Annotated in this window: 8 protein-coding genes and 1 pseudogene; 2 read left to right on the top strand and 7 right to left on the bottom strand. The window is 50.5% G+C overall.

Translation table 11 applies throughout. From position 1 onward, the window contains the following. The 6 genes and pseudogenes from Q7V48_07030 to amrB form a co-directional block, all read right to left on the bottom strand. Positions 1 to 698: PAS domain S-box protein (locus tag Q7V48_07030; protein ID MDO9210487.1), on the bottom strand; the 698-nt coding region annotated here is incomplete at its 3' end. A gap of 292 nt (positions 699 to 990) precedes the next feature. Further along, positions 991 to 1,858 (bottom strand): annotated as a pseudogene (locus Q7V48_07025) (3-methyl-2-oxobutanoate dehydrogenase subunit beta). 114 nt (positions 1,859 to 1,972) lie between these two features. Further along, positions 1,973 to 3,133: a transketolase C-terminal domain-containing protein gene (locus Q7V48_07020; protein ID MDO9210486.1), complete on the bottom strand. Its 1,161-nt coding sequence runs from the start codon at positions 3,131 to 3,133 to the stop codon at positions 1,973 to 1,975. Beyond that, a complete protein-coding gene (locus tag Q7V48_07015; protein ID MDO9210485.1) occupies positions 3,130 to 4,884 on the bottom strand; it encodes an NAD(P)-binding protein in 1,755 nt (584 codons plus the stop codon). Before Q7V48_07015 ends, Q7V48_07020 begins: the two co-directional genes overlap by 4 nt. A 192-nt stretch (positions 4,885 to 5,076) precedes the next feature. After that, positions 5,077 to 5,367 carry a hypothetical protein gene (locus Q7V48_07010; GenBank protein MDO9210484.1) on the bottom strand — a complete coding sequence of 97 codons (291 nt, stop codon included), beginning with the start codon at positions 5,365 to 5,367 and terminating at the stop codon, positions 5,077 to 5,079. 183 nt (positions 5,368 to 5,550) lie between these two features. Then, the gene (amrB, locus tag Q7V48_07005; protein MDO9210483.1) at positions 5,551 to 6,801 is read right to left on the bottom strand and encodes an AmmeMemoRadiSam system protein B; all 1,251 of its coding nucleotides are present in this window, start codon (positions 6,799 to 6,801) and stop codon (positions 5,551 to 5,553) included. Between the two features lie 169 nt (positions 6,802 to 6,970). On the opposite strand from amrB, the gene Q7V48_07000 reads away from it, so the two are divergent. Both Q7V48_07000 and Q7V48_06995 read left to right on the top strand, forming a co-directional pair. Further along, positions 6,971 to 8,140 carry a radical SAM protein gene (locus tag Q7V48_07000; protein ID MDO9210482.1) on the top strand — a complete coding sequence of 390 codons (1,170 nt, stop codon included), beginning with the start codon at positions 6,971 to 6,973 and terminating at the stop codon, positions 8,138 to 8,140. An 81-nt stretch (positions 8,141 to 8,221) separates the two neighbouring features. Further along, a complete protein-coding gene (locus Q7V48_06995) occupies positions 8,222 to 9,652 on the top strand; it encodes a nicotinate phosphoribosyltransferase (protein ID MDO9210481.1) in 1,431 nt (476 codons plus the stop codon). A 123-nt stretch (positions 9,653 to 9,775) separates the two neighbouring features. Here Q7V48_06995 and Q7V48_06990 read toward each other — a convergent pair whose 3' ends face one another. Further along, positions 9,776 to 11,767, bottom strand: coding sequence for a ribonuclease catalytic domain-containing protein (locus Q7V48_06990; protein ID MDO9210480.1), 1,992 nt, complete (start codon positions 11,765 to 11,767; stop codon positions 9,776 to 9,778). Between the last annotated feature and the right edge of the window lie 277 nt (positions 11,768 to 12,044).

Raw genomic sequence — 12,044 nt, 5'->3', positions numbered from 1 at the left:
GCCACATAGCGCACAAAGCTGTCATCTTCCTGGGGACCTCTGAGGTTGATCACAATGCGGTCGAAAGGGATGAGTTTCGTCACTGCCTTGGAGAAGCGCTCAAAGACCTCGTCAATGTTAGGTGTTGAGCCGATGATGCGCCCGACTTCCGCCACTAACGCATTCTCCTGCGCCAGCCGTTTAGCCTCCTCTTCACTGCGCCGTAATGTTTCTTCCATCTGTTTACGCTCTGTAATGTCGCGGGCAACGGAATGAAAACCAACAACCTTTTTCCCTTCAAACATCAATGAAGAATTCTGCCCCAGCCATATGACCTCACCGGATCTGGAAAGAATAGGAAATTCTACATAGATCGTCGCTTTCCTTTCTCGAAACTGATTGATGTAAATCTCCGCCAGCCTCTGGCGGTGATCGGGATGAATGATGTCCAGGTAATTGAGTTGTTTAGATTCTTCCAGCGAAGTACCCGCAGCTCTTAAGGAAGCAGCATTGGCGAAAGTGAAATTACCCTGGATGTCAGTGGTGTGGATAATCTCCGCGGCGCTCTCCACAACTTCTCTATATCTCTTTTCAGATTCTCGGAGTGCCTCCTCGGTCCGTTTGCGCTCCGCTTCTATTTTTTCCATTTCAGCAACCTGTCGGCGCAATTCTATCAATTCTTGGACGAGTTGCCTCTCGGTCTTTGATTCATCTTTCATGTTATTTATCTCCTAAAATAGACCATAACTTATCCTTACTCAAAATCACTGAATCATCCCACTCCCTTAAAAAAACCCCGTATCTCGGCCATCAAGAAATGGGGTTTTATTTTCTCCGGGCCATATGCCACCCTCGAGGTTAAAGGTTTTTTGTCAGTGATGGATTCAAGAAGATCGCAAACAAATTCCTTCTGAAATTTAATACAAACGCATTAATTTTTTTTACCGCCATCCGACTCCCCCTCACCCTTCCCCTCTCCCCCAGGTCGGGGAGAGGGTTGGGGTGAGGGGTTTAATCCAATGCTTTCTTGACCAGTCGTTCCCATTCCCGGTCCACGGTTTCCTGGATGGTGTGTACCTCGTCGTCTGTAAGGTGGGCAAACCGGCCCTGGAGGCGGAGGTATTCGTCAACTGGCAGATTCTTGGGGTCCACGTTGATGTTATATCGTTCACCATCTTCCACTTCGTAAAGCGGGAAGACTTTGGTGTGTACGGCCAGGCGGGCGATCTTTACTGCCAGGGAAGAGGCCGCCTTCCAGCCCGTTGGACAGGGGGAAAAAATATGGATGAATTTGGTCCCCCGGATGGATTTGGCTTTGACGATCTTGCGCATCATGTCTTCGGGAAAGGCTACGGAGCAAGTAGCGGCATAGGGGATACGGTGGGCGGCCATGATCTCTACCATGTTTTTTTTTGGGTTGGCTTTTGGGGTGATTGGCCGGGGTTGTTGTTGTCCAGGTGCCGAAGGGCGTGGCTGAACTCCTCTGAATCCCCGTGTTCATGTAAGCTTCATTGTCGTAGCAGAAGTAGATAATGTCATCGTTCCTCTCGGCTGCGCCCGAGAGAGCCTGAATACCGATGTCAAAAGTGCCGCCATCCCCCGCCCAGGCGGCCACGGTGGTTTCCGTGTCACCGCGCATCTCCAGCCCAGCCTTGATACCCGAGGCAGTGGAAGCTCCCGTCTCAAAGGCCGTATGAATCACGGGCACCTCTACGGCACTATAAGGAAAGGGTCCGGCAAGGATCGACCAGCAGCATGCCGGTATGGCCAGGATGGTTTTTTCTCCCAGGGCTTTTAAGGCATAGCGCATGGACATCGTCGCCCCGCACCCCGCACAGGCCAGGTGGCCTGCATACATCAATTCTCGGCGCTCATACATAGCAAACTCCTTGAATTTAAGATTTTAGATTCCAGATTTGAGATTTCCTCGAAAAGGGCAAGAACAGAATAAAGAAATCTTCAATTTTCAATCTGCAATCTGAAATCTGCAATCCTACGGCCCGTTTCTCATTCCCACCCAGACACTATGCTTTTCCGGTTGGGAGCGTTTATAGGTCTGATAAACCACGTCGTTCAATACTTGCGGCGTTACGTCCCTTCCGCCCAACCCGGCGATGTAACTGAAGATGGGCGGCCGAGTCTTTTCATTACAAAAGGCGGCATTCAGCTCATGGGCAAAAATTCCTCCCACCCCGAAAGAAACGTTCCGGTCCACCACCGCCACCTTTTCCACATCCCGCAGCACGGCATAAAGTTCTTCTTGAGGGAAAGGGCGAAACAAGCGCACTTTCACCATGCCCACCTTCCGCCCTTTTTGCCGCAAAGCGTCCACGACGACACGGGCCGTGCTGGCGATGGCCCCGGAGGTAACCAGGATCAAATCCGCCCCATCGCACCGGTACGCTTCAATCAGCCCGTACTTCCTGCCAAAGGATTGGCCAAATTCCTCGTCCACCCGCCGGCTGACCTCCTTGCCCTGGAGCATGGACTGCTGGATCTTGTATCGAAATTCCATAAAATATTCGGGAGGAGTCAGGCAGCCGAAAGAATAGGGCTTCTTGGGATCCAGGCGAAATTCGGGTTGATACCGGGGCAGAAAATCATCCACCCGTTTTTGCTCCGGGATTTCAACGGGCTCCGCCGTATGCGAAAGGAAAAAGGCATCCAGGTTTAACATGACCGGTAAGTGGATCTCCTCGGCAATCTTGAAGGCCTGGATCGTGGTGTCCAGGACCTCCTGATTGCTCTCACAATAAAGCTGCAACCAGCCGGTATCCCGCTGGGAGAGACTGTCGGTCTGCTCACCCCAGATGTTCCAAGGGGATCCCAAGGCCCGGTTGACGTTGGCCATGACGATGGGCAGGCGCGCCCCGCTGGCCCAGTGGAGCATCTCGTGCATCAAGGCCAATCCCTGCCCTGAAGTAGCCGTGAAAGTTCGCACCCCGGCCGCCGAGGCTCCGACGCAGCAAGCCATGGCCGAGTGCTCCGATTCTACCGGGATAAATTTTGCTTTTAGCCTGCCGTCCGCGCAGAGGACCGATAGTTCTTCGACGATGGTCGTCTGGGGCGTGATCGGATAAGCCGGGATCACTTCGGCCCGGGCCAACATCACCCCCCAGGAAACGGCATGGTTACCCACCATAATCTTCTTCATTTTATTTCCTCCTCCATAACCATGGCATTTCGGGGGCACTCCTCCACGCAGATGCCACATCCCTTGCAGTGTTCATAGTCTATGACGTTGGACGCATCCTCTCCCTGTTTCAGGATGGCCACATCTGGGCAGAGGATGTAACAGTTGTCGCAGAGGTTGCAGACGCCGCAGTTGAAACAACGGTTGGCCTCTTCCACGGCCGTCTCCTCGGAAAATCCGAGGTTGACCTCTTCGATAGATCCGATCCGTTTAGAGACCTGGGCTTTGGACATTCTTTTACGTTTCTTATAATCGAAATAATCCAGGTTCAAATCTTTCAGGCGTACGGTTTGGGAACTGATGGGAAGGCGATCTTTTTCGTCCTGCAGGTATCGTTTCATCGATAAACTACCGCGCTCGCCAATACGGATGGCGTCAAAGAGACCATCCCATTTTTTCTTCTTCAGGAAGCAATCGATAAAGATAGCCGCCCTCTTCCCGGAGCCGATGGCATGTACCACTGTGTGGGGTTGATGGATAATATCGCCGCCGGCAAAAACCTCTTTTTGCTTAGTCCCTCCCCGCTCATCGGTCAGAATGACGTTTTCTTTCACCCCTAATTTCTTAGGGATAGCGGAAAGATCTGCTTCTTCGCCGATGGCCGCGATGACTTGATCAACTTCCACAAAAAAGTTAGAGCCTTTGATGGCCACCGGCCGTCGGCGGCCATCCTCATCCGGTGGCCCCAGCCGATTCTTCATGCATTCCAGCTTACTTACCTTTCCGTTTTCGGCATTCACTTGCAGGGGTGAGACCAAATAGGAAATTTCAATGCCTTCTTCTTCAGCCTCTAAAATTTCTGCGGGAAAGGCGGGCATTTCTTCGCGTGTCCGGCGATAAAGGATAAATGGTTTGGTCCCCAGGCGTAAAGCCGAGCGGGCAGCATCGATAGCCGTATTCCCGCCCCCGATCACAGCCACTCTTTTCCCCAGGGGTACTTCTTTACCCAGGTTAACGTTCTTTAAAAATTCGACTCCGCTCATTATACCTTCAGCCTCTTCCCCGGGAATTCCCAAACTTTTACTGCGGTGGTTGCCCATGGCCAGGAAGATGGCTTGATATTCTTTTAATTCCTTCAACAGGAACTCTCCCCCCAGACGGGCATTGACCTCCGCTTTCACCTCCAGCTCCAGGATCTGATCGATTTCTTCCTCCAGCACTCTCTTGGGCAATCGATATTCAGGAATTCCTACGCGGAGCATTCCTCCCAGGACGGGCAGAGCCTCGAAGACCGTGACGCCGTAACCCAGGCGGGCCAGGTGATAGGCGCAGGTCAAACCTGCAGGCCCGGAGCCAACGATGGCTACTTTCTCCTCCCGCCTTTCCCGCCTCAGCAACGGTTTCCTTCCCTGCCGGGAGGCAACATCCGCCATGAAGCGCTCTAAGGCATTAATGGAAATGGCTTCATCGAACTCTCCGCGGTTGCAGGAAGATTCGCAGGGATGGAAACAGACTCGCCCGCAAACCCCCGGGAAAGGATTCTCCTCCTTAAACAAATCCCAAGCCTGTAAAACTTTGCCTTTGCCGATCAGGACCATCGCTCCTTCAATGTCTTGGCCTGCGGGACACCCTTCGTTGCAAGGAGAAATCTTATTTTCAAACCGCGGCCGCAGGTATCGCCAGCTTCCGGTCTTATTCCAGGCCATCGAACCAAAGGTAATGGGCAGATAAGGCAAATCCTCTTCACGTTTAAATATGATCTGTTCGGACATAACAACTCCTTAAATTAATTGGGACGCAGATTTCCGCAGATAACCACAGATAATTATTTTATTTTTCGTTTATCCTGATAATCTGTGTTTACCCTGTTAGATAGTAAACATCTAACAGGGTGAATCCGTGTCCAAAAAGAAATTTCCTATACAATCGAGCTAACGTACCCATTCGTAAGGATTCCATTTTTTTTACTTTTTTATCCGCTTCTTTTCATCCATGATACTCCCCACCTCTTTCCACTTGCCATTGGAATAGATCAAATAAACGTCCCCCATGGTCGTGTCGATCACCCAGGCAGAATTGGTATCGCACCCGGCAATCTGGTACCGCCCTCCTTGCTGGGCCGTCTGGGGTATGAATCCTCCCCCAAAAGCTTTGGATGAATCCTTAACAAGGATTGACCCGCCGGCAAATAGGCTTAAAATCAAGGCCCCCGTGATGATAGCCATTTTTCCATCCATGAATTTTTTTTTCTCCATTCCCCTTCCCTCCTTTCCGCTCTAACATTCATCCCCTTTCCACGGAAGATAGGAAATGGTGCGAGCGAAAATTTTATCCTTATGGAATTCATTAGTTTTAAAGGTCTGGATTGTTTGGTCGCTACTATTTCTCCTAAGAACTTCTTCCTCGGCGTTCTCTGCGCGCTCTGGGGTGAAAATATATCAACGAAAAAAGGCTAAACTGGCAAAAGTGACCGCTGACTGATTCCCCGCATCCATGGATTGGCCATAATTCAGAAGCTTCCCTTCGCAGGCCCGGTTACCTATCAGATGGAGAAAGGTGTAGATCGAGGGCAGGCCGCAAATGCGGTGTCGGTCCTTTTCCCGCCGAATGGTTTCGTAAAACCCTTCGGCATCGACCCCTTCGGCAAACCCGAGCAAACTCCGATCCTCATCCGCCAAGGATTGCAGAGAAAAACGATTGGGTGCCTCTGGATCCCCGAAACGCAGGCCCACATGGGCCAGGTCCGCGCTGGCCAGCAAACAGATCCTTTTTTGACTCTTGGTCATAGCCATTTTCAAGGCGGCAATGAAATGGCTTACTCCGGGCAGCTCCATGGGGCTTTTATTGTTGAGGATGGCCTCATGCAAGGAACCGCAAAGCACAGGGACAATTTGGAAAAGATCTTGCCGCTGCCACAGAGCCCGGAGGAAAATGAGCTGCAGTTCAATGGAATGCTCCGCCTTATGAACGAATTCGTCTTCGTATAAGTCAAAAGGACAATCGGCTTCGATCTCGGCCAAGAAAGCCCGATCGGTTTCCACTGGCCCCCATGGCGTTTGAAAATCTTTCCGGGTGAGAACAAAGGGTCTTGCCGTGGGGGAATGGGCTGTACCCAGGATTAGGAAGAGATCAATAGGGGAGGATTCTTGGATTGTCTTGTGAGCCCAGGCATAACAATTTCCTCCCCTCCGATAATCAATGTGGGGAGCGATGGCCCCAAGCAAGTCGCCAGATTTTTGGCCAACCATTGGCAACCCTGGACCTTCCGGCGGTGTAAAATAAGATTCGACCATTTTCTTTACGTAATCCGGCTCTGCCTCATATGCTTCCCCGATTAAAGCCATCGGCCTCACTGGAGCATTTCTAAAGGCCTCGATCATCTCCCCCTGTAATTGGCGGAATCGTTCATTGTCAAGGAGAAAATGCTCTTCCAACTGGTTGGCGAGTTCCTGAATTTTTTCCCGGAAGAGAAGCTCCCCAAACTGGCGCATAAATTGTACTTGAATATCCGTAATAGAATGATGGCCGTCAAATAAACTGACGATGAAAAAAGCAGGATAGGGGAAAAAAAGAATTTTCCCCGAAAGGTTGAGGGGGTCGCGCAGGCAGATTACTTTTTGCCCGGATAATTCGGCCGGAAAGACCTCGACTTGGCGCAATTTGGGATAGAAATTTTCTTCACCCATCATATCTTGCAAAAATATTTTTAAGATTAAAGTCTCGGCAATTTTTACCTGCCCAGATGTTTATAAAGGTATTTTGGGGAGAAGTCAAGGGAGAAGAACCCAGTACAGGAAAAAGGCGTGAGAACATTGATAAATAGACAAATTCATGATAATTTATTTTAGGAGGGGTACCATGAACGATTATTTTGAACTGGGGCCTATTCGCCCGCCCAGCGAGGCTCAAAGCCTTTTAATTCGGGTGACCCGCAATTGTCCGTGGAATAAGTGTGAATTTTGCCATACTTATAAAGGGGAGCAATTTTCCTTCCGGTCGGTCGAAGAAATCAAGAAAGACATAGATGGCGTCAAGGCGATTACCGATGAAATTCGCCAGCGCTCCTGGAGCCTGGGTTACGCTGGAGAGATCCACCAGGATCTTCTGCGCACCCTCTCCAATCGACCTGCGCGCTATAGCCATGCTTTCCATAGCGTTATCGGATGGTTGTATTTCGGAGGGACTCAAGTCTTCCTTCAGGATGCCAACTCCCTCCTGGTCAAGACTGCCGACTTGGTGGAGATACTCAATTACTTGAAAGAAAAATTTCCCTTCATCCAGCGCATTACCAGTTACGCCCGGGCCAGGACCCTGGCCAAAAAATCCGTATCCGAGCTGCAGGAACTCCGTGCGGCCGGCCTCACCCGCATCCATATCGGGATGGAGACCGGTTACGATCCTCTTTTGCAATATATGAAGAAAGGGGTCACGGCCAAAGAACAAATTCAGGCCGGGAAAAATGTAGTGGAATCGGGTATCTCTCTTTCCGAATACGTCATGCCGGGTCTGGGGGGAATCCAATGGTGGCGGGAACACGCGGTGGAAACTGCCAGGGTGTTGAATCAAATCAATCCTGATTTTATCCGCTTACGCACCCTATACGTACGCCACAATATGCCCCTGTATCGCAAAGTCGAAGACGGTGAATTTATCCGGCTCTCGGACGACCAAGTCGTCGCGGAGATCAAGCTCTTCATCGAAACCCTCGACGGTATTCACAGTACGGTGGTAAGCGACCACATCTTAAATCTATTGGAAGAAGTGCAGGGTAAGCTTCCCGAACAGCGGGAAAAGATGATTGAGACCATCGACCGCTATCTGTCTTTACCCGCAGAGGAGCGCCTTCTCTACCGGGTGGGCCGGAGGCTGGGTTATTATCGGAGTCTCGATGACCTGCAAGACTTGCCCCTCCGGCGGCGGATGGAGCAAATGATCGATGAAGTTCGGCGCTCCCATAACCAAGAAGGAGCCCTGCTCTCCGAGGAAGCTGAAAGAGAGATTTACCGCCTGATGGAAAATTACATTTGAAATCCCCCAACCCCCCTTTGCGAAAGGGGGGCGAGGGGGGATTTAAATTTAAAGACACCAAAAAGAATTGATGAGGAAACAATGGCTAACATGACTCTATTGACGGATCTCTACCAATTGACCATGGTAGGAGGATATTACCTTCTTGGTAAAACCAAAGAAAAAGCCAACTTCGATTATTTCTTCCGTAAAATTCCCGAGCAAGGTGGTTTCTGTGTCGCCGCTGGTCTGGAACAGTTGATCGATTATATCCAAAACATTCACTTTGATCCGGAAGACATCGATTATCTGAAAAGCTTGGAGATTTTTCCACCGGAAGTTTTGGATTATTTCCGTAAACTTCGTTTTACCGGCGACCTTTACGCCGTTCCCGAGGGAACTTTGGTCTTCCCCCAAGAACCCATTGTTCGAGTTACCGCCCCATTACCTGAAGCCCAATTCATCGAAACCGCCCTCTTGAATATCCTCAACTTTCAGACTCTGATAGCCACCAAGGCCGCTCGCCTCTGTATCGCCGCCGGTGACGATCCGGTCGTTGAATTTGGAGTTCGCCGGGCCCATGGTCCCGATGGAGGATTGAGCGCCGCCCGGGCCTCTTTCATCGGCGGAACCCGGGCCACCTCGAACTTGATGGCGGGGAGAACTTTTGGCATCCCGGTTCGGGGCACTTTGGCTCACAGTTGGGTGGAATCCTTCTCTTCCGAATTGGAATCCTTCCAGGCCTACGGGAAAATCTACCCCAAGAACTGCCTCCTCCTGGTTGACACCTATGATACTCTACGCAGCGGGGTTCCCAATGCCCTTCAGGTTGGCAAAGAGCTTCGGGAAAGAAAACAAGGAGATCTTGCGGGAATCCGCCTGGACAGCGGCGATCTGACGTTTTTAAGCCGGGAAGCACGCAAGATGCTTGACGAAGCAGGATTTGAGCGCGCGCGTATTCTGGGTTCAAGCGATCTCGATGAGTGGCTGATCGAATCCATCAAGAAACAAGGGGCGGAGATTGATATCTGGGGCGTAGGAACCCGACTGGTAACTTCTTATTCGTGTCCGGCTCTGGGGGGAGTTTACAAGCTATCGGCTATTTTCAAAGATGGACATATGCGCCCCAAGCTGAAGGTTTCCGATGACCCGGAAAAAACCACCAACCCGGGAGTAAAAAAAATAGTGCGGTTTTACGATGAAAGAAATTTTATGCGTGGGGACGTGATCGTTTTACAAGAGGAAACTTTTCCCCCAGGACAGCCGGTTAAGGCTTTTCATCCCCTGCTCTCTCATATCAGCAAAACCTATCCCGGACATTTTAAAAAAGAGGAAATCCTCATCCCGATCATCAAAGCGGGAAAGCTGGTCTATCACAGCCCATCTTTGCCGGAAATTCAGGGCAACACCTTACAAAACCTTAAATATCTCCGGCCAGAACATAAACGCCTGCAGAATCCTCATATCTATCATGTCAGTTTAGGCGAAAAACTCTTTCAAGAAAAACAGGAACTGCTGAAGGCTGCTGTATAACGAGAGGGTTCATGGGTTCCAGGATTCTAGGGGTCAAGTGACTAAGTAACTGCAATAGCAGAAATCCTTCCTGACTATTTTCACTTGAACCCTTGCCCCCTGGAACCCTTGAACCCTATATTTTTAGGCGGGAGCAATTTTAAGAACTCCGGACCGGGCATGGGCTTTTTCTACCCGAACCAAAATCTGATCTCCCGGTACAAAATCAAGCCCGGAAGTCGCCGCCATATCTATCTCTAAGAGATATTCGTTCAGATGCACAAGGTAGCGGGTGGGAAACCGGTCGAGGACAACCGCTGTAGTGGTCGAACCGATTCGTTTTTCTAAATAGCGCAGGATCCAATATTGTTCCGTAAGTTCTTCCACCAACCCCACTTTGGAGATCGCCGGCCCAACCTGGGTAATGATTTCTCCCAGTTGTTCCCCGCTGAGAACCAGTCCTCCCCGTAATACTCCCAGGATTTGCTGTTCGATCAGAAGATCATAAAAGCGGCGAATGGGTGAGGTTAAGGTAAGGTATGCTTCCGCTCCAAGGCCAGCATGGCGCAAAGGCCGGGTACTAACTTCCACCCGGTTCATGATCCGGCGCAGGCGATAGGCTTGGAGAGGATCAAATTTGTCGATCGGGGGGATCTTGTCCCTGGGTTCGGCCTGGCTCCGGTAGATGGCCGGAATGCCTTTCTCTTTAAGAAACAGCGCCCCTAAGTAATTGGCTAAAATCATGAGTTCGGAGACGATTTTCTGAGAAGGGCTTTCCCGGTCGCGCCGGTAAATGGAGATCTCTTTTTCCCGGTTTACTCGAATCACCCGCTCGGGCCGAGGAATAAAAAACGCCCCCGAACCCATGCGCCGTTGAAAAAGCTTCTTGGTGATCCGTTGCAGAATGATTAATTCTTCTTCCTCTTCTTCCAGAAGCTGGTCAGCGCTGTCGTAAGAAAGCCTTTGTTCCACTTGGATGATGCTGGAGAGGATTTGATAATCCTGCACCTTCCCCTCTTCGTCGATTTGTACCAAAAAGCTGAGCGCCCGGCGTTGCTCCCCGACAATTAAGCTACAGGTGCTTTCGGAAAGTGCCGGAGGAATCATGGGAATGCGTTGATCGGGAAGATAGATCGAAATGGCCCGGGACATGGCTTCCTGAAATATTTCTCGGTGGCCATTGAGGAAGGTAGCCACATCCGTAATATGGATACCCACTTGATAATCCCCCCCCACCTGCTCCAGGCTCAAAGCATCATCGATGTCCCGGGTGTATTCGCTGTCGATGGTCAGGGGATGTAAAAACGTTAAATCACGGTCCTGGGGGTGGGGGAGGAAACCTTTGGCGGCCTGGGAAAGGATTTCTTCCGCTTCTTCGAGAACATTCTTCGGAAAACCTTTGGAAATCTGATAACGGTGCAGGAAAAGGTTTTCATCCTCCTCCCATTCCTTCATCTTCACTAAGAGTTCAAAAGGAGCTCCCGGCGAAGAAATCCCGGCCTTTTGCAACAGAGTTTTTCCTTTGGTGAATTCAGGGGCCTCCGGCCCGAAGAGGGCCATCTCTTTTAAAAGGCCTACGATGGCCGCCTTATTCGCTGGAGGAGAATTCATTTCTCCCGCCCATACCCCGGCCAGCCATGTGCTGGCTTCCTGATTCTCCCGCTCTAACTCAGCTTCCCGCTCGTACTGCAGTAAAATTTGTTCCACTTTTTCCGGTTCACGGGCTTCGTAAAGTTCTCCCTTTTGCTTGAAGTAAAGCCGGTCATCCGCCAGCGCCCGGAAGAGGGCCATTTCCTGGTCGCCTGAACAGGGAGGATTGAAAACCAGTTCGGTCAGTTCGCCTAAACGAAACCCCCTTCCCTCGTCGTTGACCAACTCCCAAAGTTCTTTGATCGCCAATGAGGCCATCAGGGCTTTTTGACGTTCCACAATAATTTTTAATTGTTCAACCAAAGTATCGCGGGGAAGACTGGCTTTTAGATAGTTGGAAGATACGTGAGCGATGCGGTTTGCACCAAGAGTGACTTCCCGGTTCTCTTCGCTGAGGAGATGATACTTATTCTCTTTAACTTCGAGGCAAACTGCACAAAAAATCTTTTTTTGTTCAAAGAAAGCGACAACCTTTCCTGTTTCCATGTACGCTCATTTCTAGCCTTTTCCCGAGCGAGGAATAAGGCGGGTGGAACAACCTTAACCCGACAGAACCAATCATAACATTTATAATTTATCAAATCAACCACCGGGAATGGCAGTTCTTTCCCCCTTTTCACCTTTCACCCCTCCCCTTGCACCTCCGATCTACGATCGGCTAAGTACCGCTATTAAGGCTTATTTCCCTCACTCGCGAAAGGAAACCTTCCCAGTTTCCATCTCCTAAAAATATATTGCGCACCTCGACCCCACGGATCATTAC

It is taken from the genome of Deltaproteobacteria bacterium (genome assembly GCA_030654105.1).
GTDB lineage: Bacteria > Desulfobacterota > SM23-61 > SM23-61 > SM23-61 > JAHJQK01.
This window is presented reverse-complemented; position numbering and strand designations above follow the sequence as displayed.

What these genes read in the sequence shown, in the direction of transcription:
- Q7V48_07020 (MDO9210486.1), bottom strand. Translation starts at nt 3,133, where the DNA reads ATGAAGAAGATTATGGTGGGTAACCATGCCGTTTCCTGGGGGGTGATG.
- Q7V48_07015 (MDO9210485.1), bottom strand. Translation starts at nt 4,884, where the DNA reads ATGTCCGAACAGATCATATTTAAACGTGAAGAGGATTTGCCTTATCTG.
- Q7V48_07010 (MDO9210484.1), bottom strand. Translation starts at nt 5,367, where the DNA reads ATGGAGAAAAAAAAATTCATGGATGGAAAAATGGCTATCATCACGGGG.
- amrB (MDO9210483.1), bottom strand. Translation starts at nt 6,801, where the DNA reads ATGATGGGTGAAGAAAATTTCTATCCCAAATTGCGCCAAGTCGAGGTC.
- Q7V48_07000 (MDO9210482.1), top strand. Translation starts at nt 6,971, where the DNA reads ATGAACGATTATTTTGAACTGGGGCCTATTCGCCCGCCCAGCGAGGCT.
- Q7V48_06995 (MDO9210481.1), top strand. Translation starts at nt 8,222, where the DNA reads ATGGCTAACATGACTCTATTGACGGATCTCTACCAATTGACCATGGTA.
- Q7V48_06990 (MDO9210480.1), bottom strand. Translation starts at nt 11,767, where the DNA reads ATGGAAACAGGAAAGGTTGTCGCTTTCTTTGAACAAAAAAAGATTTTT.